24 protein-coding genes and 6 pseudogenes are annotated in these 21,784 nt (G+C 58.2%); 13 read left to right on the top strand and 17 right to left on the bottom strand.

From position 1 onward, the window contains the following. Window positions 1-66: 66 nt before the first annotated feature. Window positions 67-711 carry a hypothetical protein gene (locus tag G9X67_RS00715; RefSeq protein WP_171597961.1) on the bottom strand — a complete coding sequence of 215 codons (645 nt, stop codon included), beginning with the start codon at window positions 709-711 and terminating at the stop codon, window positions 67-69. A 295-nt stretch (window positions 712-1,006) separates the two neighbouring features. Between G9X67_RS00715 and G9X67_RS00710 the strand changes: the two genes are divergently transcribed. Continuing rightward, window positions 1,007-1,225 carry a hypothetical protein gene (locus tag G9X67_RS00710; protein WP_171597765.1) on the top strand — a complete coding sequence of 73 codons (219 nt, stop codon included), beginning with the start codon at window positions 1,007-1,009 and terminating at the stop codon, window positions 1,223-1,225. 173 nt (window positions 1,226-1,398) lie between these two features. On the opposite strand, the gene G9X67_RS00705 is transcribed toward G9X67_RS00710, so the two are convergent. From G9X67_RS00705 to G9X67_RS00695, 3 genes are read right to left on the bottom strand one after another with little or no spacing between them, the layout of a single operon-like run. Beyond that, window positions 1,399-1,662 (bottom strand): hypothetical protein, encoded by a 264-nt coding sequence (locus G9X67_RS00705; RefSeq protein WP_130705389.1) that lies wholly within the window; start codon window positions 1,660-1,662, stop codon window positions 1,399-1,401. A 4-nt stretch (window positions 1,663-1,666) separates the two neighbouring features. After that, the gene (locus tag G9X67_RS00700; RefSeq protein ID WP_171597764.1) at window positions 1,667-2,479 is read right to left on the bottom strand and encodes a Ku protein; all 813 of its coding nucleotides are present in this window, start codon (window positions 2,477-2,479) and stop codon (window positions 1,667-1,669) included. 11 nt (window positions 2,480-2,490) lie between these two features. Beyond that, on the bottom strand, window positions 2,491-3,399 hold the full coding sequence (locus G9X67_RS00695) for a Ku protein (RefSeq protein ID WP_171597763.1): 909 nt from the start codon (window positions 3,397-3,399) through the stop codon (window positions 2,491-2,493). Window positions 3,400-3,735: 336 nt separating this feature from the next. On the opposite strand from G9X67_RS00695, the gene G9X67_RS00690 reads away from it, so the two are divergent. Together G9X67_RS00690 and G9X67_RS00685 are read left to right on the top strand one after the other, a co-directional pair. Then, window positions 3,736-3,918: a DUF3606 domain-containing protein gene (locus G9X67_RS00690; protein WP_077988735.1), complete on the top strand. Its 183-nt coding sequence runs from the start codon at window positions 3,736-3,738 to the stop codon at window positions 3,916-3,918. Window positions 3,919-4,065: 147 nt separating this feature from the next. Continuing rightward, complete coding sequence (locus tag G9X67_RS00685; RefSeq protein ID WP_171597762.1) at window positions 4,066-4,302, top strand: hypothetical protein; 237 nt, start codon at window positions 4,066-4,068, stop codon at window positions 4,300-4,302. Between the two features lie 691 nt (window positions 4,303-4,993). Here G9X67_RS00685 and G9X67_RS00680 read toward each other — a convergent pair. After that, window positions 4,994-5,260, bottom strand: coding sequence for a DUF982 domain-containing protein (locus G9X67_RS00680; RefSeq protein WP_011651748.1), 267 nt, complete (start codon window positions 5,258-5,260; stop codon window positions 4,994-4,996). A gap of 538 nt (window positions 5,261-5,798) precedes the next feature. On the opposite strand from G9X67_RS00680, the gene G9X67_RS00675 reads away from it, so the two are divergent. Beyond that, window positions 5,799-5,993: a hypothetical protein gene (locus tag G9X67_RS00675; protein ID WP_171597761.1), complete on the top strand. Its 195-nt coding sequence runs from the start codon at window positions 5,799-5,801 to the stop codon at window positions 5,991-5,993. Window positions 5,994-6,288: 295 nt separating this feature from the next. Here G9X67_RS00675 and G9X67_RS00670 read toward each other — a convergent pair whose 3' ends face one another. Beyond that, a complete protein-coding gene (locus tag G9X67_RS00670; protein ID WP_072638816.1) occupies window positions 6,289-6,561 on the bottom strand; it encodes a hypothetical protein in 273 nt (90 codons plus the stop codon). Between the two features lie 483 nt (window positions 6,562-7,044). After that, window positions 7,045-7,935: an AraC family transcriptional regulator gene (locus G9X67_RS00665; RefSeq protein WP_171597760.1), complete on the bottom strand. Its 891-nt coding sequence runs from the start codon at window positions 7,933-7,935 to the stop codon at window positions 7,045-7,047. A 132-nt stretch (window positions 7,936-8,067) separates the two neighbouring features. Between G9X67_RS00665 and G9X67_RS00660 the strand changes: the two genes are divergently transcribed. From G9X67_RS00660 to G9X67_RS00645, 4 genes and pseudogenes are all read left to right on the top strand, one after another. Then, complete coding sequence (locus tag G9X67_RS00660; protein ID WP_171597759.1) at window positions 8,068-8,838, top strand: SDR family oxidoreductase; 771 nt, start codon at window positions 8,068-8,070, stop codon at window positions 8,836-8,838. A 61-nt stretch (window positions 8,839-8,899) separates the two neighbouring features. Continuing rightward, window positions 8,900-9,679, top strand: a complete 780-nt coding sequence (locus G9X67_RS00655) for an alpha/beta hydrolase (protein WP_171597758.1) — start codon at window positions 8,900-8,902, stop codon at window positions 9,677-9,679. 470 nt (window positions 9,680-10,149) lie between these two features. Further along, a pseudogene (locus G9X67_RS00650) lies at window positions 10,150-10,260 on the top strand (oxidoreductase); the annotation flags it as partial. Window positions 10,261-10,414: 154 nt separating this feature from the next. Beyond that, window positions 10,415-11,728, top strand: a complete 1,314-nt coding sequence (locus G9X67_RS00645) for an Nramp family divalent metal transporter (RefSeq protein ID WP_171597757.1) — start codon at window positions 10,415-10,417, stop codon at window positions 11,726-11,728. Window positions 11,729-12,133: 405 nt separating this feature from the next. Here the strand turns inward: G9X67_RS00645 and G9X67_RS35365 are convergent. After that, a pseudogene (locus G9X67_RS35365) lies at window positions 12,134-12,439 on the bottom strand (hypothetical protein); the annotation flags it as partial. Between the two features lie 242 nt (window positions 12,440-12,681). Between G9X67_RS35365 and G9X67_RS00630 the strand changes: the two are divergent. Next, complete coding sequence (locus G9X67_RS00630) at window positions 12,682-13,158, top strand: Hsp20 family protein (protein ID WP_171597756.1); 477 nt, start codon at window positions 12,682-12,684, stop codon at window positions 13,156-13,158. Window positions 13,159-13,335: 177 nt separating this feature from the next. On the opposite strand, the pseudogene G9X67_RS00625 reads toward G9X67_RS00630, so the two are convergent. From G9X67_RS00625 to G9X67_RS00615, 3 genes and pseudogenes are all read right to left on the bottom strand, one after another. Next, window positions 13,336-13,515, bottom strand: a pseudogene (locus G9X67_RS00625) (hypothetical protein); the annotation flags it as partial. 694 nt (window positions 13,516-14,209) lie between these two features. Continuing rightward, window positions 14,210-15,142, bottom strand: a complete 933-nt coding sequence (locus G9X67_RS00620; RefSeq protein ID WP_171597959.1) for an NAD(P)/FAD-dependent oxidoreductase — start codon at window positions 15,140-15,142, stop codon at window positions 14,210-14,212. A gap of 284 nt (window positions 15,143-15,426) precedes the next feature. Further along, window positions 15,427-15,621 (bottom strand): general stress protein, encoded by a 195-nt coding sequence (locus tag G9X67_RS00615; RefSeq protein ID WP_171597755.1) that lies wholly within the window; start codon window positions 15,619-15,621, stop codon window positions 15,427-15,429. 409 nt (window positions 15,622-16,030) lie between these two features. On the opposite strand from G9X67_RS00615, the gene G9X67_RS00610 reads away from it, so the two are divergent. The 3 genes and pseudogenes from G9X67_RS00610 (at window position 16,031) to G9X67_RS00600 (ending at window position 17,544) form a co-directional block, all read left to right on the top strand. Continuing rightward, window positions 16,031-16,294, top strand: a complete 264-nt coding sequence (locus G9X67_RS00610; RefSeq protein ID WP_246705334.1) for a DUF2934 domain-containing protein — start codon at window positions 16,031-16,033, stop codon at window positions 16,292-16,294. A gap of 484 nt (window positions 16,295-16,778) precedes the next feature. Then, window positions 16,779-17,075 (top strand): annotated as a pseudogene (locus G9X67_RS00605) (ATP-dependent DNA ligase); the annotation flags it as partial. A 301-nt stretch (window positions 17,076-17,376) separates the two neighbouring features. Continuing rightward, window positions 17,377-17,544, top strand: coding sequence for a hypothetical protein (locus G9X67_RS00600; protein WP_171597753.1), 168 nt, complete (start codon window positions 17,377-17,379; stop codon window positions 17,542-17,544). Window positions 17,545-17,595: 51 nt separating this feature from the next. On the opposite strand, the gene G9X67_RS00595 is transcribed toward G9X67_RS00600, so the two are convergent. Both G9X67_RS00595 and G9X67_RS00590 read right to left on the bottom strand, forming a co-directional pair. Beyond that, on the bottom strand, window positions 17,596-17,748 hold the full coding sequence (locus G9X67_RS00595) for a hypothetical protein (protein ID WP_171597700.1): 153 nt from the start codon (window positions 17,746-17,748) through the stop codon (window positions 17,596-17,598). 2 nt (window positions 17,749-17,750) lie between these two features. Then, window positions 17,751-17,993: a hypothetical protein gene (locus G9X67_RS00590; protein ID WP_138331622.1), complete on the bottom strand. Its 243-nt coding sequence runs from the start codon at window positions 17,991-17,993 to the stop codon at window positions 17,751-17,753. A gap of 600 nt (window positions 17,994-18,593) precedes the next feature. Here G9X67_RS00590 and G9X67_RS00585 point away from each other — a divergent pair. Beyond that, window positions 18,594-18,743 (top strand): annotated as a pseudogene (locus G9X67_RS00585) (DUF1515 domain-containing protein); the annotation flags it as partial. Window positions 18,744-19,872: 1,129 nt separating this feature from the next. On the opposite strand, the gene G9X67_RS00580 reads toward G9X67_RS00585, so the two are convergent. From G9X67_RS00580 to G9X67_RS00570, 4 genes and pseudogenes are all read right to left on the bottom strand, one after another. Next, window positions 19,873-20,199 carry an RT0821/Lpp0805 family surface protein gene (locus tag G9X67_RS00580; RefSeq protein ID WP_246705345.1) on the bottom strand — a complete coding sequence of 109 codons (327 nt, stop codon included), beginning with the start codon at window positions 20,197-20,199 and terminating at the stop codon, window positions 19,873-19,875. A 296-nt stretch (window positions 20,200-20,495) separates the two neighbouring features. Further along, window positions 20,496-20,632, bottom strand: a pseudogene (locus G9X67_RS34810) (BA14K family protein); the annotation flags it as partial. A gap of 4 nt (window positions 20,633-20,636) precedes the next feature. After that, window positions 20,637-20,804, bottom strand: a complete 168-nt coding sequence (locus G9X67_RS00575; protein ID WP_171597751.1) for a hypothetical protein — start codon at window positions 20,802-20,804, stop codon at window positions 20,637-20,639. Window positions 20,805-20,855: 51 nt separating this feature from the next. Beyond that, a complete protein-coding gene (locus G9X67_RS00570) occupies window positions 20,856-21,713 on the bottom strand; it encodes a DUF1236 domain-containing protein (RefSeq protein ID WP_171597750.1) in 858 nt (285 codons plus the stop codon). Window positions 21,714-21,784 lie beyond the last annotated feature (71 nt).

Below are 21,784 nucleotides of genomic sequence, written 5' to 3'. Positions count from 1 at the left end.
TCAAGGTGCGAGGGGGACACCGCTTACGCTGAAAGTGAAGGCACGAAACTTCCACTGACGGCAATCCTACCGAAGGAGACCGTCGCTCCCGAATTCGTCCCATCCGCTCAAGCCGGTCGCGGCTTCATCGGCTAGTTCGGTCTGTTTGGCTTCTTCCTTTTTCTTCAGCGAACGCGTCAGCTTCGCCTGATACGCGGCCCGCCTGCGACTTTCCGCTTTCGCCGCTGCGTCCTCCTCTCGCCATTCATCCATGGCGCCACGGTCGAGCAGATCTTCGACGACTCGGGGGTCGAATACGTGAAAGGTGATCTTCCTTGCGCGCCCTTGCAGCCTCACCGTTCGCGTTCCGGCGCTGGGCAGGCGACCGTCTTCGAGCCAGCGCTTCCGCTCTGATGCCGTGATCGTCAGGATATCCTCGATCTCACGAGGAATGATCGGAAGGTCTGCGATGCCGTCCAGTGCGCTGGAAACGGCCGATGCCGTCGCCCTGAATGCTGTCTTCGCAGCCTCTGGCATGACGAGGATGAGCCCGCCTGCCTGCATATCCAGCGACTTCCGCACCGGGGATGGTAGTCGCGAGCGGATTTCCTGCAGGATCCCCTTCACCCTGACACCAGATCCGAGGGTCGCCACCACGGGAAGCGGCCACTCCCTGATCAGCTCGGGATCGTCGCCTTCCTTGCTTTTCGTCTTCGTCTTCGTCTTGGGCATGTCGCAGCAGATGGTGTTGAAGGGGCCGCGCGTCAACGGAACTTGAGATCAATTCCCACGTTCTCGGACCGAGGAGGAACCCCCAAATGTCTGTGCCAAACGAACCCATTGTGCCGCCGCCATCGCCGCCGCCCGTCGACACGCCACCGCGCGATCCCGACCGGATACCCGGCGAGGAACCGCTTCCCGATCCCGGACCCGACAAGGGCGCTTCTCCAAGAATACGCGCTTCCGTACATTGCCCGATGTGGGACCTTCTTTGCAGAGGCATTCGTCTTCAGCCGGAGAACGGGCAATGACCAAGGACTGGCGCGACGACCTGAGCCTGAAGCTCGAAGATTTCGTCGACACTTTCGTGGTTAAAGGCGCAAAGGCGACGGACGTCTACGATGCCATCCAGAATGAACTCGACCGCCTGGGGGTCGCGTACGACCGCGACCCGGATCCCGCAGACGACCAATCGGACGAGGCTGTCGAGGAACCGTCAAACGACTGGCCGGCTTCCCCGGCCTGACCCACGCCCGGAAAGCCGGCTGGCACATCCTTCGCTGCTCGCAAGGCCGCATCCCTGAAATGCTTTTGACAACGGAAGTACTGGCACTGGTAAGAAGGCGACGATGAGGAAGGTCGGTGCGGTTTTCGCCCCGGCCTTTTTGGCTGAGAGGCTGGGGTTTCCTCAGGGGCGGATCAGTGCCGCGTATCCAGCAGCGGCTCGTCGTCGTCAAAGTTTCCATTGCTGGCGGCATCGTACGGGTTGATGCTCCGGCCGCCGCCACGCGTGCCATATGCCGTCAACTGAACCATGACCTCTTTCGCACGCTCGATGGCCTCGTCTTCGCTTGCAGCGTGACCGTCCGCGACCTTGATCGACACCGCTTCCCCGTCGTCGCCGACAAAGTCTACCCGCCATCCGGTTGTCTCGTGAACAATCTTCGTTTCCAGCAAGTGCATCCGACTACCCTGCCTTCCTACCTTTGAGATCTGCCTCGACGCTCTTCCGGAGCGCGTCCATGATGCTGACCACATTCGACTTCGGAGCGGATTCGGCCGCCTTCCCCTTCGCCGCCTTTTTCGGCTTCAGCGCCTTCTTCTTCTCAGCGATGAGCTTGAGCAGGCTCTCCTGGATTGGATCACTCACCATGTCCGGGGACCAACGCGCGGTCTTCTGCTTGATGAGCTGCTGCACAAGGGGAATGAGATCCGGATCGGCCTGCTCGTCGATGTCTTCGAAATAGTTCTGTTCCGGCCGAACCTCGTCACCGAAACGCAAAGTCCAGAGCACGATGCCTTCGCCGCGCGGTTCCAGGACCACCGCCCGCTCTCGGCGGCCCATCACCAGCTTCGACACGCCGAAAACCTTGTCGGCCTTCATGGCATCCCTGATCACCGCGAATGCCTCGTTGCCGACAGCGTCGTCCGGCATCAGGTAATGCGGCTTCTCAAGGTAGATCCACTCGATGCTGTCGGCCGGGACGAACTTGTCGATGTCGATCGTCTTCACCGTGTCGAGCGCAACGGCATCCAAATCGTCCTCGGTGAGGATAACGTAGTCGTTCTCCCCGCGAGCGTAGCCCTTGGCTTCGTTCCCGTCCTTGACGGGCTTGCCCGTGACGGAATCGATGTACCGGGAGACGACGCGGTTGCCCGTCTCCTTGTTGAGTGTATGGAAGCGAACCTTCTCGCTTTCGCTCGTGGCCGGGCTCATAGCGACGGGGCAGGTGACCAGGGAGAGTTTGAGATAGCCTTTCCAGTAATATTTCGGAGCCATCGTCTCTCTCCCTAGCTGGCTTTGCGCTGCGGGGCAGCCTTTGAAGCGGCGGACTTCGTTGCCGCCCCGCGCGCTGCGCGCTGCCTCCCAGTGCCAGTGTTAGCGTTGGCGGCAGTGCGTTTCGGTTGGTCCGCAGCGGCCTTCATCATTCCAGCACTCTCTCGGAGCGCGGCCAGCAGATCGTTGGGCTTCGAGACCTGCACCTTCTTCGGCTTCGGAAGCGACTTGCCTTCCAGCTTCGCCTTCACCAGGTCCGCAAGGGCGGCTTCGTAGCGGTCATCGAAGGTCGCCGGATCGAACTCGCCCTTCTTGGTGCTGATGATATGCTTGGCGAGATCGAGCATCTCGCCCTCGATCTTGAGCTTGGGCATTTCCTCGAAAGCCTTCTCGGAGGAACGAACCTCGTAGTCGTAGTTGAGCGTGCTGGCGATCAGGCCCTTTCCGTGCGGCCGTATCAGCACCGTACGCATTCGACGGAATAGGACGGTGCGGGCGATGGCCGCGACCATCGACTTCTTCATCGCATCGCGGAGAGCCGCGAACGCGTCTCCGCCCATCTTGTCGGGCGTGAGGTAGTACGGCTTGTCGAAGTAGACATCGTCGATGTCGGAGCAGGGGATGAACGCCTCAACCTCGAGCGTTTTGTTGCTCTCGGGGATCGCGGCGGAAACTTCCTCGGGATCGATGATGATGTACTGGCCGTTGTCGATCTCGAAGCCCTTGGTCTGGGCTTCCTTCGGCACCGGATCCTCGGTCTCGCTGTCTATGAAGATGCGGTTGACGCGGTTGCCTGTGGCCTTGTTGATGGTGTTGAAGGTGATGCGCTCGCTAGTCGAGGCCGCCGTATAGAGAGCGACGCCGCAGCTTACCTCGCCGAACTTCAGAAAGCCTTTCCACTGCGCACGCTGTCCTGACGGCATGACAAATACTCCGAATCACTAATACGCGACTCAAAGACGTGTCAGGGTGATTCGTTCCGACTCAAAACGAATCATTTTTCAATACTTTACGGAATTTCTCTCTCAAATTGATTCCGCCGTCTCCGCTGTTCGAATTGCGCCCGACGGTAGTGGAAAGCGGTGGAGATTGTTTAGTTCGAGAGCCACAGCAACCTGCTTCCTCCAGCACCATGCCGGGCACCTCCCTTAGGGAATTCCGCGGCCGCTTCAAGCGCGGCATCACATCCACCATCTCCCGGGAACCACCGGAATCGTCATGAGTTTCTACTGCGGACGTTTATTCGAAGGAGAAGCCCGATGGCACAGACACCGACATCCCGAGGCCGCGCACAGGATCGAGCCCGCGTGGCCGGCGGCCAGGATCACGAAGTCAAGTACGAAGCAACGAAGGAAGGCGTCTCGAAAGATGCCGTCAAGAAGGCCGTGAAGAGCGCTGGAAACTCACGGAAGAAGGTCGAGGCCGAGATTGGTCGCCGTTAGACGACCGAGCGGCGTTGCCCTGTCCACGGACGAGGCAGTCCCCGTGGGTGTCCTGTCTTTCCTAGTCCGGGATATGGCGACGCCGCTCGGTCGTAACGGAGCAGTCATAGCCACGCAGGCCTGCCACCTCCATGTCTGGGGTAACGCATGTCCAAGTGCATACAGGAAGACCATCTGCTGATGTCGAAGGCGGTCCGTGAATGGTATCGGTACTACAAGGTGGAGTGGGACGATCAAGCGTCCTCGTTTTTGTGTGATGCCGCCATCGAACTCTACAACGAGGGCTGTCGCTCGGTAGAGGAGATGGCGACAGTGCTGATCAGCACCTACGTCGGGTTGGCCGCCACGCGCGTAAACGCGCCATCTTCGAGCTCAGTGCATTGACAGGCCAGATCAGATCCGACTGAACTCGATGAATTCGGACTGCATGATCCGAGCACGTCTTTTCCAGCCGTACGGCTTGTGACCTGCTAACCGTTCAACGAACCTTGCTACGACTCGTTCTGGTGTCTAGCTTTTCGGTGCTCGCGCCGTTGTATCGGCCGCTTCGCTGCCTCAACATTGTCTCCGAGCATGCTTCCTCCTAAACTCACGAGGATCCGATATGCTTGCCGAACGTCATATGAAACCGGAATCTAACTCCGTCGACGCAGCTATGGCCTGGCACGGAGGGGATCCGCGCGCAACCATCGATGCTCTGCTCAAGGATCACTAACGGCTGTGCGAACAGCTTGCAATTTCCCAGGCATGCATCAGCAAAGGCTAATACGCGCGGTTGGCTGCCCGGCGCTGAATTCGAGGGATTATGATAACTTCGGAGACGAGCAGTGTCCGGGGGTTCGTCGCAGAACTCGTGAGGGCGGCGAATGAAGTCGACCGCCTGACCGCGAGCGAAATCGAGAGCTTGTTGCTTCGTGCGATCACCACGCCTCAATTCGGTGACAACGCCAATTCCACGGAAGCAATTGCTCCAGTCTGCTGATCGGTGTGTCGGCGATGCGGCAGGACGTCGGTAAGCCGTAATATCAGGGCCCGCATGATCCGATTCGCAACCATCCGCTTCTTTTATTCGCTGTCATCGGTGAACGATAGTCAGAGCAGCGATGCCCGCTTCATCGGCCGCACGCAGGAACGCGTCCCAAAATTGCTGTGGAGTGATCTCACCGCTGATCGCATCGACGCAAGCCTTCACCGCAGTGACGTATTCTTCGCCGTCATCGGATGGCCAGTCCTTGAGCAGCATGTATGCCGCGTCGCCGAGGGTGCGGACGATCCTGTGAGCTGGCTGACCGCGCAGAGCCAGCCCGACGGGTGTGAATGCAGAGGTTGCGTCCCAGTCCATTATCGTCGACCTCAGGGCAGGGATCGCAATCCCGGAGGGGTAATATACGCGTGTATTCCCAATTCGTAATTGACGATTGATTACCTGGAGTGACCGGGTGTGAAGGCATGCGGCTGAAAAGGAGTGGGGGCTCTACGATTTCGTATAGTTGGAGACGATCGGAATTTCGCTGGATTGCGGATGCATTCGCGAGACGAACGTACATCATTTGTTACTTCGCACCTGCGGTAATTGTAATACGATTCAAAACAATAATTAATAACAAAAATCAGTTACTTACTCGAAGTTTCTCGACTACGTTTTTTACAGAATAGTTCCGAAATAACCGGCCCCTCGCCGGCGATACTCAGCGGTCGTTTGACCTCGCTTCAGGAGGATGATGACGTTGTTTGCCCGACTTCGTTTCTTCGCAATGGTGCGGCGAGTGCGTGATCTCGTCTCGATCCGTTACCGAACTACGACGGCAATCTGACGCGTCGTAACCCTTTGTTCCACTTTTCTAAGATGGTGCTCCCGTGTGGCGCGCCCGAGGTTTGTTATGCAAAAGCAAGCTGTCGTATTCAACGGTCAGGAAGTCGGGATCGCAGTCCCTGTCGAAAGCCGCTTCAAATTCATCGCTGTCCGCTTCAATGTCATCGACTTGGACAACAGGCTCTTCGACACGGTTACCGAAATCCGGCGCGCCATTACTGAGCATCTCGCGTCCAGCGGTCGTGCGATCACCTCGCACTGAATGGCAGGAGATATTTTTCTACGTCATGCGGCGTCCGTCATCGGAGGCCGACATGAACGCAATCCCCATCTGCTTCACAACGCTGCCCGATTACGAGAACTCAAAGGTGAAGAATGGTGGACGAAAGACCATCAGCCGAGGCGGTTCAATGCCCTACGTCTCTCCCATGAAACTCCCGAACACAATCATCGAACTGAATTCTCTCGTGGCTCCGAGGTCGGTTGTCGTGTTGATGTCCGATTGAGGTTCCTTGTGCCCAGCAAGCTGATCGGCCAGTGCTCAGGGCTTTTGCTTCCTACTCACGCACTTCAAGCTTGTCGCCATATTTCAAGGCGAGCCGACGGCAGTCCTCGCAATTCAACAAAATGCCCTCGGCAACGACACTCGCGGCGGCGGTCGTGCAAACCGAAACGTCCAGTCTCGCGACATGCAGAATTGCATTACCCAGTAACATATCGCACGGCGCAGTCTCGACTTCGGCCCCGCCCACGCTATGCGCAACAACGCCGCGCACGGTCGCCAGCATTCCACGCTTTCTTAATATGGTTATGTCGGCATCCCTTGCCATGACGATCTCTTCTGCCGCCCGAGGCGCAGGATGTCCGCCCGATACGCCGCATCTGCGACTAAACGGCCGCGAGACACCGAAGTTCCCATCGCCTATCCAGCGGACATTCCAGGAAGACAGCGACGCAGATTTTTCGTTCGCCGGAAGGTTGCGTTGCGCAATGGACCCGGAAAAACGTATGGCATACTTGACCATATGACAGCAGCAGAGAGTTGGTCGTGACCGAGACTGATGGTGACTGCTCGGAGGTGCGCGACGGGCTGACGAGGCGGGAAGGGTGGATTTCGACCGCGCTGCTTTCCGACGAGCGGCCGAGTACATCGCAGCCTGGGATGATACCCTCCATGCTCCACCATTCGCGGAGAGTCTTGGAGGAAATTGCGGAATTATGTAGCAGATGCCACCAGCCGGTGATCGTGCGCGGTGACCGCTTTGCGCCGCCAACAGCGGTCAAGTTAAGTTTCAGCGTGCATGCTGAAACAGTCAGGCCGACAGAAGCTTTCCGATGTCTCGGCGTGGCGGAGCCCCGAACAGCCGGGCATATTCCCGGCTGAACTGTGAGGGGCTGGCATAGCCCACCTCAAAGGCGACCGTTTCCGTCGACATTTCGCGCGACAGCATCAGCCGGCGCGCCTCCATCAGGCGGATCTGCTTTTGAAACTGCACCGGTGTCATCGCGGTCATTGCCTTGAACTGACGATGGAAGGCTGTCGGGCTCAGGCCGGCGAGCGCGGCAAGATCATCGACGCGCACCTGCTTGTCGAAATTGCCCCGCAATGCGTGGATCGCTTCGATCAGACGCCGGTTTCGCTCCGCGCCGACGACCATGCGGGCGAAGACACCACCATGTGGCCCGGCCAGCAGGCGGTAGCAGAGTTCGCGCTTGACGCCGGGATAGAGCAGCGGGATTGCCTGCGGCTCGCCAAGTAGGCTGACGGCGCGCGCGGCGCAGCCGAGGATCGCCTCGTTGAGCTCCATAACGAAGGCGGCGGCATACACGTCGGAGGCCGGAGTGGGCGGTGCCTCCATGCTTTCATAGACTTCGCGTAGGATCGCCTGGTCGAGTTCGATGACGGCGCTTAGATACGGCGCATCGGGCGCGCCGTGCACCACCTGGCTTGCACCCGGCATCTCGACGCTGACGACCATGGCCTGGCTGGTGCGATAGTGGAGCCGCCGATCGCCGAACGTCGTCCATTTCGCGCCCTGCACCACGATGCAGAGCGCTGGCCGGTGGATGAGGTGGTTCGGATGCCGCTCGGAGAAGGATCGGAGCAAGGCCAGTCCGTCGATTGCGGTGAAATAGGGGCTCCCGTTTCCATGAGCCGCAAATGCGGCGACGACGGCATCATGCAATATCGAAAGAGTGCTCAATCGGACCCCCCGCAAATCTGGAATTCCAAATTAACGCTAGAGGCAGGATCAGGCAAGAAAGAAGCCGGTTCCGGCATGTTCGCCCGTGCTTCGCCCTCTTATGTTCACCGTCATCAACGAAGGAGAACGGCGATGACACAGAATTCCGAACGCAAAATCGCAATCGTCACCGGCGGCAGCCGCGGGCTGGGCCGCAACACCGTGCTCAACCTCGCCAGACGTGGTGTCGACTCGATCCTCACCTACAATTCCAGCAGGGCGGAAGCCGAAAAGGTCGTGGCCCTGGTTGCTGAAGCCGGCGCCAAAGCCGTTGCCCTCAAGCTCGACACCGGCGACTCCCACGGTTTCGATCCTTTCGTCAACGCCGTAAAGCAGGCGCTTGCCGATCTGGGCGCCGCCGAGCGCTTCGACTACCTCGTCAACAATGCCGGAACCTCGCACCACAACAGCATCGAGGCGACGACGGAAGATGAACTGGACATGCTTTACAATGTGCACTTCAAGGGTGTTTTCTTCTTGACGCAGAAGCTCTTGCCGCTGATCAATGACGGCGGCCGGATCGTCAACCTGTCGAGCGGCCTCACTCGCATTATCGTTCCTGGCAGCGCTGCTTACGGTGCGATGAAGGGAGCGGTCGAGGTGCTGACCCGGTACATGGCAAAGGAGCTGGGACAGCGTCGCATCGCCGTCAATGTCGTCGCGCCCGGCGCCATCCAGACCGACTTTAGCGGCGGTATGGTCCGCGACAATCCGGATCTGAACCAGCGTGTTGCCGAAATGACCGCGCTGGGCCGCGCCGGCCTGCCCGACGATATCGGTCCGATGATAGCCTCGCTGCTCTCGGAGGACAACCGCTGGGTCAATGCCCAACGCATCGAGGTCTCCGGCGGCATGTCAATCTGAGATGCTGGTCCGGACCGAGTTCAAATAATCCTACCACTTCGCAAACGATGGAGATTCGATCATGATGATGAACAGACGCACATTTTCGAAAACTTTGCTCGTCGGTGCTGCCACGTCACTTGTTGCGACACATGCCGGCCTGGCCGCCTCCAACACGCCTCCAAAGGCGCGCAATGTCGTTCTCGTGCATGGACTTTTCGCCGACGGATCATGCTGGACCGAGGTTATCGCCCTGCTGCAAGCGAAGGGCCTAAACTGCACGGCGGTCCAGAACCCGCTCACTACGCTGCCCGATGCCGTTGCGGCCGCCTCGCGCATCCTCGACCGGCAGGACGGTCCGACCGTCTTTGTCGGCCACTCCTTTTCGGGGATGATCCTCACCGAAGCAGGCGTACATCCGAACGTCTCTTCACTGGTTTATGTCGCTGCCCGAGCACCGGATGCAGGTGAGGACTATGCAGCTTTGGCAAAAACCTACCCGACACCACCCGCAACCGCGGGCATTGTCTTCGACGGCGACGAAGGACGACTGACGGAGGAAGCGTTTCTGCGCGATTTCGGGGGCGACCTTCCCGAGGCCAGGGCGAGGGTTCTCTATGCCGTTCAACAACCATTCCAAAAGGCGTTGCTCACCGGCAAAACCTCAAACGCTGCTTGGCGTTCCAAGCCAAGCTACTACGCCGTTTCGACGCAAGATGGAACGATAAATCCAGACCTGCAGCGTTTCATGGCCAGACGCATGGGCGCTAAAGCCATTGAACTCAAATCCAGCCATCTGTCGCTCATTTCACATCCGAATGAGATCACCACTCTCATTCTAGAAGCTGCCGGGCAATCATGACATTGAATCCCCTGACGCCGCGCGAGCTGATATTCCGAGCCTAATCGCTGCCGGCAAGGCCAGCGGGGAGATCGCCGAGGCGCTCGGAAAAACGCCGGCCCGGATGGCCGCGAAGGATGACGAATTTGCTGCGCGGATATCAAAGCCTGCAGCTAGAGTTGGAGTCGACCAACGAGAGCGGCATCGAGAAATACCTAGCCCAAAACGCACCGTTCATCGATGCCGTGGTTAGACCACCACAAAAGACCTTATGACGGCTCCGGGTCGGAAGCGGCCGCTGGTGGCATTTGCTACCTAATACTGGGACTTTGGATTTTATCTTCATGAGCTTTGTCGCCAGCAATCCCGTTGAAGTGACTGCGCCGAAAATACAGCAGTTGCGGCCGGCCTTCTTGATGAACGATCATCATCAGCCCGAGTTCTTGGCTTCTCGCACGGCCTCGGCCTTGAATGGGTTGCCCCCGCTCGTCTTCTTCGACGCGGAGGACGAGGTCTGGGACCGACACTGGCAGGTCAACGTCATGTCCGCGGTCCGACTGTCCCGCGCCTATTTGCCCGGCATGCAGAAGCTGAACTGGGGCGTCCGTGCGGGTCGATGGCGGCGTTATCGATACACTCTGAGAAGAAGACCATGACGAAAAACACGACCGGGCCGCTTCTGGCCATCCGCCGATAACGTTCCGGCATCTTGAAAGCCCTTAATTTCGAGATAGTTATGCGTGACGGGAGGAGCGCATGGAAACTTCATTTGGTGACCCATTGCCACGCGAAGCGCACCCGACTTCTCGCGCGGCTGGAAAGCAAGGTTCGGTCCTCAAACAACTCGGTCCCGGACTGATAACCGGAGCCGCCGACGACGATCCAAGCGGTATAGCGACTTACTCGCAAGCCGGAGCCCAGTTCGGCTTCAATATGCTCTGGACGATGCTGCTGACCTATCCATTGATGTCGGCGATCCAGCTCATCAGCGCCCGCATCGGCCGTGTCACGGGATGCGGCCTCGCCGCCAACATCGGGGCGATATGGCCCAAGCCACTTGTCGTCGGACTGGTGCTGCTTCTCTTCGTGGCGAACACGATCAACATCGGTGCCAACCTTGCTGCAATGGGAGCTTCCGCGGAACTTGCCACTGGAATACCGAGTCTTCCGGTAACCATGCTTTTCGCTGTCCTGTCCCTCACGCTGCAGATGTTCATTCGCTACGAAAGCTACGCCCGATATCTCAAATGGCTGACGCTTGTGTTGCTGAGCTATGTCGCCGTTTTGTTTGTTGTCGAAATCGACTGGGTTGCGGCTTTGAAGGGCTTCATATGGCCGTCCTTTCCCCTGTCAGGTGACAGTTTTACCGTTATCGTGGCGATCCTCGGAACAACGATTAGCCCCTACCTTTTTTTCTGGCAATCGAGCCAAGAGGTCGAGGAGATTGATCGCAAGGAAAGCGCAGAGCCGCTCAAGAACGACCCGAGGCAGGCTCCGAAGGAACTCAAGCGAATCCGTCTCGACACCTTTGCCGGAATGGCGATTTCCAACATCGTCGCGATCGCCATCATCATGAGCACCGCAGCTACGCTCCATGCTCATGGCAAGACCGAGATTGCGTCGGCTGCCGATGTCGCCGAGGCCCTCAAGCCTCTTGCGGGCGAGTTTGCATTCGTGCTGTTCAGCCTCGGCATCATCGGCACCGGCATGCTGTCCATTCCGGTGCTTGCAGGATCCGCAGCCTATGCCTTTGGCGAGAGCCAGGATTGGAAATGTGGTCTGGAGCACAAGCCTTGGGAGGCCTACGGGTTCTATGGAGTGATCGCGGCTGCCACCCTGCTGGGACTTGGCCTAGAGTTTATGCCTATCGATCCCATAAAAATGCTGTTTTGGAGTGCTGTTATCAACGGTTTCGTCGCCGTTCCGATCATGGTGGCAATGATGATGGTGGTCAGCCGTCAGGAACGAATGAAACAATTCACAGCCTCCAAGACCGTTTCATTCTTCGGCTGGGGCGCAACCGTGGTCATGGCGGTGGCGGCGATTGCAATGATCGCCCTCAAAACATGACGTCCGCTGGAACCCCCTCGGGCTGGCGGATTTTTACAAATGCCAATTCAACTGTTCACCTCGCTCAATGGGCCCAACCTAATGCAGCACTGAAAGCTTCGCCTGCCTCTCAAGAAGACCTTCGACGGTACCAACTAGCCTCGCGGCCCGCCGCAAAATGACCGCGCCGGTTGCGCTCACCGCGATGTCGTTGGACAGCCTTTCCATACAGCCTGCCACCTCCATCATTGCCGTGCCGAGTTCGCTGCGGCCAATGCGGTCCGCCAGCCGTGCGAGGCGGCGGAAGTTCTCCACATAGCGGGAAATCGCCAACAGCCGCTGTGGTACGGGATCACGGGTAGCGGTGGGACCCCGAGGTTGGGTTTGCCTGGTATTCATGTCCGGCCTTCGCTTAGAAATCCGGCGGCGCGCGGGTCGCGTCTGTGAGTCCTCATCTCGCCACTCGTCGAGCTTCTTCAGTGCGTCGAGGATGTCCCTGTATCGAACTGGATGGGGGACGCCAGGCGGATGGCGCAGTTCCGGCAAAGATTCGACCGCGTGAAGGTCAGAAGCCCACGAAGCGAGAATTGCTCGTTTCTCGTCATTCGAAAGCCGCGCTGAGACGACCTCCTCCGGGTGGTCGAAGTGCCGGTGCTGGTGAAGAACGTGCGGCGCGGATATCGCGTCGACAGCGTTGTGGGGATTGGTGTGGTCAGAGCCTTTGGTTTTCATCTTGCGTCTCCTAAAAACTTCCAGCTAACGGAGCGAAAATCTCCAGGTGAAAAAGAGATTGTTTCAACGAAAACAGCATTCAAGAGGTTCGAAGCGCGACGCTCAAAATTTTTTGATGCGCATCTTGAATCAAAAAACGCTCGAGACCAGATCATTTTCCCTCGGTCGCCCGATGGGGCCGACAGCAACCCGGAGACGTCAGACCGCGTCTCCATTCCATCTCGCTTTACGGAGGATTTGGTATGAGAAACGACTTCGACTTCGCACCGCTTTATCGGTCCAGCATCGGCTTCGACCGTGTCTTCAGTCTTTTGACCAACGCGCAGCAGCGCGTGCAGGCCATCGACACATGGCCGCCCTACGACATCGTCAAGACGGGCGACAACGGCTATCGCATTCAGATGGCGCTCGCCGGCTTCGCCGACGCCGATCTCGAGATCACGCAAGAGCGCAACGTGCTCGTGGTGAAGGGTCAGAAGGCCGACGAAAAGGATGGTGAGTATTTACACCGCGGTATCGCCGGCCGCGCCTTCGAGCGCCGCTTCGAGCTCGCCGACCACGTCAAGGTGGAGAACGCCTCTTTGACGAATGGCCTTCTCAGCATCGAGCTTAAGCGGGAGATCCCGGAAGCGATGAAGCCCCGCAAGATCGCGATCGGCAGGGGCGCCGGAACACAGGCCCCTCTGCAGATCGAGGGCGAAAAGCAGGAAGCCGCCTAATTCGAAGGAGGTGCGGGAGCACTGTCTTGGACGGCGCCCCCGTCCATATGACCCCCAGAACTGGTCTGCGAAGGGGGGTGGATAGAAGAGCTTCGGAAGGCTGCCAAATAGGCCGCCACTGCATCGCATCGCCGTCAACTTCCGACAAAGACGGTGCAATGGCTGCCGACCACCCTCTCAATGAACTATCTTCGACGGCTTCTCGGCACGCGAAATGCCATCGAGCGTCGCAATCAGCTTTTCGAACTCGTTCAAGACACGATTGAACTCGGCGTCCTGCATGTTGGCGATTTCGGATATCGTCGAGGACACGGAGGCGATCAGGCTGTCGATCCAAACGCAGCGCTCGGCCGGCACTTTTGCGGCGCTCGAGCTCCTCCGCGACCGGAAATACGAACTCGCCCTCCAGGTGAACATTTAGAATTGCTGCGTCGATCTCTTCATTCTCAACAAGATCCAGAGCGGCCGCCACCCCAGCTACCAGACCGATAACTTTAGCGCCGACTTTCTCAAGCTTCCGCCGTGTCTCATCTGCCTGTAAGTATTCGTCTTCGACGATCAGTACTCGTTTTCCTGCAAAGAGCTCGATGGTCGAATTTAGCCTCGCTCCTTTGATCCAGTTGGGACGGACGGGCATAGATGATTTGCACGCAGGCAAGCGGGCAAAGTGCGGGTGCAATCGCAATCGATTGGCCGTCGAAGCCGCAGTCGTTGCGGCGTACGACCTTTAGCAGCCCGACGCCACTGGGCGCATCAGTTATCGTTGTCTTCGTCGCAATGAAGCTTTGTCACGAAAGTGCTAGCGCGGCCTTTGGAGACCACGACATCACCCTGGACGCCCTCTCGACTCATATCGACATTTTTGAGATCAAGGGACCGCTCTCTGGATTCGCGCTTCACGATCGCCGGATTAGGACGGGATGGTTTCCATATGTGACCTTTATTCGACATTCTCGTTATCCCTGTTGCGGGCACCTAACCGACAAAGACCACGCAGGTTCCAGGCAGAAACTTAGAGCAGAAATCTGCCAGCCCGGCGGAGCTTCGGTGGTCAACAACGCACTAAAGTTGAGCGCTCGCCAAGGTCGTTGCGGATGGTCGTAGCAGCAACTCCTGCCTGGCCCATGGCATGGCTGATCTGGTCAAGACCGGCGACGACGTCTCCTGCGGCGTAAAGTCCCGGAACCGTGGTCCTCTGGTGACCATCGACGCGAACACATCCTTCGTCTGAGAGCCTCGCTCCAAGACGTGATGCCAGGTGGGAACATATATCGGATCCGAGAGCCGGATATATGGAAGCGAATGAATAGGTTTCCGTTGGCGTGGCGACGCGGATCATATCATTGTCCAGATCCGTCGAGGTTACGGGGCCGACCTCCACTCTTATTCCGAGGTGGGTCAGGGACGACGTCTCGATTTCTGACAGATCATGGACGCCCTCGGGCGATATCAGCGTGAGATCCCTCGTGTAACTTCGAAGGAAAACTGCCTCCTTGAACCCCTTCGTTCCAGTTCCGAGAACACCAATGGGCTTATCCGTTACCTCAAAACCATCACAGACGGGACAGTAGCGCAGAAGGCCACGATCCACAGCTTCATCATGGGTTGCCTGGGGCATCGCAGGGCGTCGGTTGACGACACCGGTAGCCAAAAGTACGGTCCGAGAGCGGATGCTGCCGTTCTCGAATTCTGCCAGGAACTGGTTGTCGACTTTATGAAGCGTCGTGATCTTGCGGCGTCGAATGGCTGCCCCGTAGAGCTGAGCATGGGCGTTCATTCTCGCCAGCAGGTCGGTGCCGCTGATGCCGTCCGGGAATCCGGCGTGGTTGTGCGACATAGGGATGCTAGAAGCCCGACTAGAGTTATCGTGGAAGACCGTCACGGAAAGATGGTAGCGGGCCAGGTAAATCGCCGCCGTCAGGCCAGCCGGACCACCCCCGATGACCAAGCAGTCTTTTACTTCGTCTCCAAATGCGGTCGTCATCATTCCATTCTCTATCCTATTCGCCCCAACCGGGATTGCTCGAATGCTGGACGACATTGCCAAAGGGCAATAGTTCCATTCTCCGCAACACCAACTCGCGATGCGTGGATCAAGCGAAATCTCCAACGGCGCTTGCGTTACCTTCCGCGATCCTTTGAAATCGATTGGCGGCTTCCAGTTCCGGCGGTGGGGAGCCTTGCGCCTGTGACAGGCGGCCTGAAATCACCACCGATGCTGTCTTAAAAGGGCCGGGCGGAGCCCGGCCCCATTACGAACGGAGGCTATTACCGATTGCCGCCACTCGAGTTTTCGCCGCCCTTTTTGCCGGCTTCGGAAGCGCGCTCTGGATCGTTCTTGAAGTTGCCTCCAGATGCCTGGCCGCCTTTGCTGGCAATCTCCTTCTGCTTTTCGTCATCCATCGATGCGAAGCCGCGCTTGGATGTATCGCCGCCGGACTTGTTTCCACCTTGGTTTGCCATTGCATTTCTCCTTACTCGGGGATCATTCCCCGGTAGGCGAACCTCAAATACCCGATAGGGTTTCCCGTTAGTCCTACACCGTACAAAGATGTTTCCCCGTCTGCGGAATGCATGACGGCAGGCACGTGCAGTGTCCCATCGGCGCAGTAAGAATGGCCGGCTGGAAATCCTGCTCGTCGGCAGCCGCCGCAACGGCCGTTTGGGAATTCCGAAATGCCATACCGAAGAAGGCGAGAACAGGCAACCTCGCGGCCGCAAGAGTAGCCTCGAGGAAGCGGGGTACAAGGCGTCATTGAAGCTACTGTGGTCATTCGATTACCGGAAGGATACCAGCCGGCACCGGAGCGTTGCTCCCAGGAACTCAGTGCCCTCGACTAGGTTCGAGCATGTGAAATGGAGAAGCATGATCATGGATATCGAACAGATAAGAAAACGCGCACAGGAAATTTGGGAGGCCGAGGGAAGGCCCGAAGGACAACACGAGCGTCACTGGCAGCAGGCCGAACAGGAACTGTCCGGCGGCGGCGAACTCCCCCAGACGTCCTCCCCAGCTCATCACAGTGCAACCACTATCCCGGAAGGGCGCGGAAAGAAGAAGTCGGACGCCGTACCTTCGCTGGGCGGCGAACCTGGCGGCTTCCAGCCGGGCGAACTCGCTTCGAAGAAAAAGTAGCGGTCGACGCGACGCCGGATGAGCCCAAGCGTAGGCAGCCTTCCAATCCGACCGCTCTCCGCTCAGTTTCGCGCAAAGAGCTGTAACCCCATCGCCCTGACGACGAGAAGCCGCAGCTATGCGCGAGAACCGAACCCATTGAAGGTTTTTCAGCACGCCATCGAGCCGGTGACGTCGCCGAGCTCAGCGCAATAGCGCCGAGCAGGAGTTCATCATTGCGACCAAGCGCATGAACAAACATGTTCGCCGTACCACCGCGATCCCTTTGCCGGACCAGAGGCGACCATCTCCTCCGGAAGGACGGTCGAGCGTCTGAAACATTTGCGTCCCGCCTTCTGCAGGTCTGCCGGATGAAGCGCGTGTCTTCTTCGGTTGGCGGCCAGCGTCGATTGCCGTGCGAGACAAGAGAACCGAAACTTCGATTCCTGTACGCTTTCGAACGGGACCAGTCTCGAATGCGCCGTGTTTGGTGGCTAACAGCAATGGAAGCCTTCTCCTGGCCGCTCGGAAGGGCGACGACCTTCAGTATGTCGGCTCGGTCGGCACCGGCTTTAAGGAAAAGGTCGCCATTGAGCTCCGCGAGACGCTCGACAAGCTGGTCAGCAGGAAGCCGCGCGTTTCCTATGGAGGGCGGCGCAAGAATGCCGTCTGGGCGCAGCCGACGCTAATCGCGGAGATCGAATACAGAGCCTGGACCGACGACGGCAAGCTCCGGCACGCTTCTTTTAAGGGGCTGCGCGAATGCCAGGACAATGCCGCCGTGTATGAAATTTACGACTGACGAGATCGTCTAGGCCGCCTCCATTCTCTTGAGCTGCGGCGCACGTATCCCCGCTCGGCTGGACGCTCGCATCGAAGCCCGGAAGGTTTTCCACGGCAAGGATTGCCGTCAGCTCGGATACAGTCGCCAGCCCGCTCCGTAGGTCGTGATCGGCTCGCTCGAGCGTCCAGAGATATCTCGTTGCCATTCGAAATCCATATTAGTTCGCGCAGCCAGCGGCCTGGAGGAGGGTTGGCCCGCCATCTTGTCCGTCGCAGCAGCCTCACTATCTCAGATGTGCCCTCGAATTTGGAGCCTCGAGATGGAAAACCTTCCCGTAGAACTAATCGCCGCCCATGACGGTGAAATACTGCCGCCCGAGCGCGGAGATGACCGCGACGAAATGTCGACATGTCTCTGTTGCGGCCGGCCGCGATCCTTCCTCGACGAGGACGGTTGCGGCATCTGCGAGGAATGTCTCGCGCCGTGAAGGCTTCGTTGGAACTTCTTGAATCGGCGTCAGTTTCCCGGACGGTGATAGTCAACGAGGAGACGGGAAGACCTCCCGAAACGGCCGAGCCTTTGCCAACTCTTCGTCGGTGAGTTCAGGGCTGTCCGGGTCCGAGGCAATCATCTTCTGGATTTCAGCCTCTTCCTTATCGGTTAGAGGGTGTTTCGAGGAATACTTGGTCATAATCAAAGCTCCCGCATCAGCTTCGCTATGTTATCACGGTCGAATGGTATGTCGCGACCGTGAGCACGAATATGGAGACTTATCTCACGTGGGATAGGGTCCAATGCCTTCAGGTAGTCGACAGCATCTGACATCATCGGGAAGGTCTTCTCCTCGGTGGAGAAGCCATCGCGAATGATTGTGATCGTGGTTTCACTCTCACCGTATATGGCGAAGGTCTCCCTAGCGCTGAAGTTCTGGCTCATCTCGCCTACTCCTTATGGAGTCAAAGCCATCCGGCTGCGGTGCCAGGGCGATCTGCTGCGGTTGGTGGCCGCTCAGCGCACGGTGTACTTGGGGCAGTTCAGCTTACGCTTGTCCGGGCGTGAAGAAGGCCAAATACGCCAACGCTAAGATCATCGCGACAACGAAGATTGTCAGCACGAATTTGATCATGCCTTTCGTGGCTTTTTTCTCTGTGTTGCTCATGCCACCCCAACATCAATGAAGTAGTGAAGTTCCCGCCGTTCGGCAAACTAGCCGGTTAGCTGCTTAACGACATCATCGATCGTTTCTCTGACTGGATAATAACTCGGCGAGGCATCTTTCCCCAACACGCAGACATAGATGCGGGTGCTGCTGGTAAACGCCCTAACGGCGACCACATGCTCCGGATTGATGAAGCGATTGGATCGTTGTGGCCTGCGTAGTGGAATGGCACCAGCCTCATCTCATCCTCCCAAGTTGGCTATCCCCGCAGTGAACTAGAAAAGTCGTCGTCGGTTGCAAGATACCTGGAGCTGACTGCGCGTCCGCCTCAACAAGGAAAACTCTAATGGACCCTTCGATTGCTCCGGCCTCCCGGTCAGATCCGGGAAGAGATCAAGGGGCTAAAGGAAACCGTGGAGAGTAACCATGAAGCGGTCCAGCCAACCCTTGAGGAGTGGAAGCGGCTCAAGACTGTCGGTTATGGCATCTCAGGGCTCATTGCCTTCGCCGGCCTGACGATCGGCGGCACTTCGGCACTGGCTGACAATCAACGGCCGGCTCGGATCAAAAAGGAGCCCCGCCGAAGCGGGGCAAGTGATCGCTGGAAAGTACCGGACCGCACAGGAAAGGAAGGGAAGCGGACACCCCAGTGTGGGGCGCCTGTGCGATCCTCGCCGCCTAACGTGAGATTGCCCAAAAAGTTCCCGGGTTCCGGACCAACTAATAGCTCCTAACGGACAGGAGAGCGGATCGCGAAGATAGCAAGGGGTTGCTGCTGGAGACAGGAGCCTCCACTGCGCGATCCGCTCCGGGCCACGTAACACTTTTGTGTGACAATAGTTCCGATACGATACTGCGCAGTAAGAGTATTATCGACGTCAAGCGACCATCCATCCTGAGGATCAGTTGTGTGGCAACTGAGAAAGGGAAGTATACTCAATCACACCGGTCGTTCTGCCGCTTCGGCTATTTCAGGTTGTTCTTTCCTGGAGTCGGTGTTGCGTCGTCCATAAAGCGCCGTTTTCCCATATTGAGGCATGCCAATGTCAAAAAAGCCCCGCTTCGGAGCGGAGCTAGGTTGAGGTTTACGACCGGCCGCACAGCGAAGTGTTAGACTGGAGTTGTAACAAATCTCCGCACGGCCTAACGCTCTTACGATAAGACACGCCATTTGTTCCCTGGGGCGGAAGAATTTTTAATGTCGATCCGGGGGTGGGCCGAAACGCCAATGCCAAAAAAAACCCCGCCTTAGATAGGACGGGGCTAGTTTGGGTTCGGCGGGCCGCATATTGAAGTGTATGGTAGGCTGCCATAACGATCTCTGTACGGCCCGACCCCTTACGATCGGCGCAGCCAATTGTTCCCGTCCCGACAGATTTTCTTATCGGCCTTTTGGCCGGCCATGTAATCCTAACAGTTTTTCGCAGTGCTCCTCGACCCTCCGGCATGCCTCCCGGGACGTTGTCTCCCATTCCAGGCAACACGGTACCGGATGGATTAGTCGCCGCTCTCCGAGCGATGTACCGCCAGAACATGCCCGAGGTATCGGACCGGTCCTTCTCAATACGAGAGAGTTTCGGGTTCCTGTGCGATCCAGCATTGAAGAGAGCATGGCGTAGATGCCCTTGACGCGAGACCGGACGTTTAGCGCTACTCCTATTGCCCGCTCAGTTTCCAACTATCCCCAGACGGGCAGGCTACGCCGTTGAAGCGCGTGATGCCGTCGAGAGATTGCCGACTGGTTATAAAACCGCGACATCCGTCAGGCCCATCGTTACTGGGATCGATCTGTTCGATAACACCCGCGCTGCCCGTCGATGGGTTGGCCCAAGCAAGCGCAGTTGCACCGACAGCACTGCGGCCCACAGTATCTGCGATCACCGCTTGATCGGTCAAAGGCGTCTGGTGCTGGGTTGCTGACTGGGCGAGGGGCGTCTCAAGCGGGTCGCTATGTGAGCATGCCGCTAAAGCTGCGATACTCATTGCCAAGATGGAGCTCTTCGGATTCATCGGTCGGATAATGCGGTTTGCTTGTTGTGTTTCAAGTTACAAATGGTTCACGATATTGCGAGGTCTGAAGAGACGCGGTCGCTTTGAGACGGCGCGGACGTGTTCTCCAAAGCGGGGCAAGAGACCTTTCAATGAGCACGGCCGGACAATGATCTCTACGCGTTTCAACCGTTCGTGACGATTATCCCAATCACCAAGTCTCCGTTGCTCGCCCAGGCGGCGTTTCACTAACGACCTGTCGGGTGAGACGACGAGACTACAGGGTGTCGCGTCGTTGTCCATAGATCGCGCGCTGCGAGCTCCCTGAAGGCGTGAGGTTCGGAATCCGCCACGACATAGGATACGACAGGGCGGCGGCAATGTGGGCCCCGATCGAGCTTAAGATGCCAAAGGCAAGGGATGCGATGGCTTCATTGTCCCGACCCCTGCTGTTGAGCCTGTGGAACCCAGACGCGGCCGACGGCGCTGTTATGTCGGCCGCCGGTGGCAACAAGCATGGCGAGAATGCCGGCGATTGCCAGCAGGATGGCGATCAGCGGGAAGGCCAGACCACCGGACTTTTCTTGAGAATAGATCATGTCTCCCTCCTATAGCGCCCCGGTGGCCCTCCGCCGCCGGGGCGCTGGCTGCTATGCGGCGATGATGTAGATGATGGTGAATGCAGAAGGATCGACGATGACGATCCGGCCGTCGGCAAGTATGAAGAAGCGGTAGCCTTCATACTGCGGAACGATCTTCACGATGCGTGGTGGCAGCGGTTCCAGCCGTACCTTTTTCGGGATCTTCACCCCGACGGAAACCGTGAAGTCGACTTCCTTCACCGGCTCGACATGTACCTCCTTCACCACCGTGCGAATTTCGGTCTGCTGCTCGACAGAGATGTTGACGTTGGTCTTGGTGCTGGACGTCTGATTGTTCGTGGTGGTGGTGTTGTTGACGTTGGTTTCTGAAGAGCTCTTATTCGTCGTCGACGAGTTCTGGTCGGTCGACTGCTTGGACGCATCCCCGCTCTGCGTGCTCTCTGCAGGCTTGGCATTTTGCGTGCTGCTCTTCGTGCCTGAGGTGGCCGTGCCGCTTGTATCGGTGCTGCCGGACTTGGCGGCGGGCTTCTGTTCGGTAGTGGCGCCGCCGGTGGCTTGCGATCCGGGTTTGTCTTCTGTCGAAGACTTGCCGGAGGCCGTTCCGCTCGTCGAAGAATTATCGTTCGAAGGCTGCTCGGCGCTCTTTTTCATGTCCGAGCCCTTGCCAGATTTCTCCTGCGACGACTGGCCCTTGCCTTGCGGGCATGCTCCCGACGCGTCGGGGGTGCAGTCGGTGCTGGTGGTCTTGGAGCCGGACTGCGAACCGGTGTCCGTGCCCGTCTGAGAACCGGACTGAGCCTGGCCGCCGCTCTTGGTGTCCTGCTGGGCTGCTGCTGGCAATGTTGCAAGTGGCGACACACTCAGTGACAACGCCGCCACGAGCATGGTGAGGTGGTTGCTTTTCATGATTACTCTCCGAGGTTTCGGGCACGCGATGCCGCCACGCGTTCTCTGCGTCGCATGCGTGCCCTGATGGT

The sequence above is a fragment of the Rhizobium sp. WYCCWR 11152 genome (genome assembly GCF_013087615.1).
GTDB lineage: Bacteria > Pseudomonadota > Alphaproteobacteria > Rhizobiales > Rhizobiaceae > Rhizobium > Rhizobium indicum.
This window is presented reverse-complemented; position numbering and strand designations above follow the sequence as displayed.

Excerpts from the sequence above, each read along its gene's own strand:
- G9X67_RS00580 (WP_246705345.1), bottom strand. The coding sequence starts at position 20,199 with ATGAGTATCGCAGCTTTAGCGGCATGCTCACATAGCGACCCGCTTGAG.
- G9X67_RS00590 (WP_138331622.1), bottom strand. The coding sequence starts at position 17,993 with ATGAGCCAGAACTTCAGCGCTAGGGAGACCTTCGCCATATACGGTGAG.
- G9X67_RS00670 (WP_072638816.1), bottom strand. The coding sequence starts at position 6,561 with ATGGCAAGGGATGCCGACATAACCATATTAAGAAAGCGTGGAATGCTG.
- G9X67_RS00600 (WP_171597753.1), top strand. The coding sequence starts at position 17,377 with ATGGAAAACCTTCCCGTAGAACTAATCGCCGCCCATGACGGTGAAATA.
- G9X67_RS00660 (WP_171597759.1), top strand. The coding sequence starts at position 8,068 with ATGACACAGAATTCCGAACGCAAAATCGCAATCGTCACCGGCGGCAGC.
- G9X67_RS00715 (WP_171597961.1), bottom strand. The coding sequence starts at position 711 with ATGCCCAAGACGAAGACGAAGACGAAAAGCAAGGAAGGCGACGATCCC.
- G9X67_RS00610 (WP_246705334.1), top strand. The coding sequence starts at position 16,031 with ATGGATATCGAACAGATAAGAAAACGCGCACAGGAAATTTGGGAGGCC.
- G9X67_RS00615 (WP_171597755.1), bottom strand. The coding sequence starts at position 15,621 with ATGGCAAACCAAGGTGGAAACAAGTCCGGCGGCGATACATCCAAGCGC.
- G9X67_RS00700 (WP_171597764.1), bottom strand. The coding sequence starts at position 2,479 with ATGGCTCCGAAATATTACTGGAAAGGCTATCTCAAACTCTCCCTGGTC.
- G9X67_RS00620 (WP_171597959.1), bottom strand. The coding sequence starts at position 15,142 with ATGACGACCGCATTTGGAGACGAAGTAAAAGACTGCTTGGTCATCGGG.
- G9X67_RS00690 (WP_077988735.1), top strand. The coding sequence starts at position 3,736 with ATGGCACAGACACCGACATCCCGAGGCCGCGCACAGGATCGAGCCCGC.
- G9X67_RS00630 (WP_171597756.1), top strand. The coding sequence starts at position 12,682 with ATGAGAAACGACTTCGACTTCGCACCGCTTTATCGGTCCAGCATCGGC.
- G9X67_RS00595 (WP_171597700.1), bottom strand. The coding sequence starts at position 17,748 with ATGACCAAGTATTCCTCGAAACACCCTCTAACCGATAAGGAAGAGGCT.
- G9X67_RS00680 (WP_011651748.1), bottom strand. The coding sequence starts at position 5,260 with ATGGACTGGGACGCAACCTCTGCATTCACACCCGTCGGGCTGGCTCTG.
- G9X67_RS00710 (WP_171597765.1), top strand. The coding sequence starts at position 1,007 with ATGACCAAGGACTGGCGCGACGACCTGAGCCTGAAGCTCGAAGATTTC.
- G9X67_RS00655 (WP_171597758.1), top strand. The coding sequence starts at position 8,900 with ATGATGATGAACAGACGCACATTTTCGAAAACTTTGCTCGTCGGTGCT.
- G9X67_RS00645 (WP_171597757.1), top strand. The coding sequence starts at position 10,415 with ATGGAAACTTCATTTGGTGACCCATTGCCACGCGAAGCGCACCCGACT.
- G9X67_RS00705 (WP_130705389.1), bottom strand. The coding sequence starts at position 1,662 with ATGCACTTGCTGGAAACGAAGATTGTTCACGAGACAACCGGATGGCGG.
- G9X67_RS00695 (WP_171597763.1), bottom strand. The coding sequence starts at position 3,399 with ATGCCGTCAGGACAGCGTGCGCAGTGGAAAGGCTTTCTGAAGTTCGGC.
- G9X67_RS00675 (WP_171597761.1), top strand. The coding sequence starts at position 5,799 with ATGCAAAAGCAAGCTGTCGTATTCAACGGTCAGGAAGTCGGGATCGCA.
- G9X67_RS00570 (WP_171597750.1), bottom strand. The coding sequence starts at position 21,713 with ATGAAAAGCAACCACCTCACCATGCTCGTGGCGGCGTTGTCACTGAGT.
- G9X67_RS00575 (WP_171597751.1), bottom strand. The coding sequence starts at position 20,804 with ATGATCTATTCTCAAGAAAAGTCCGGTGGTCTGGCCTTCCCGCTGATC.
- G9X67_RS00685 (WP_171597762.1), top strand. The coding sequence starts at position 4,066 with ATGTCCAAGTGCATACAGGAAGACCATCTGCTGATGTCGAAGGCGGTC.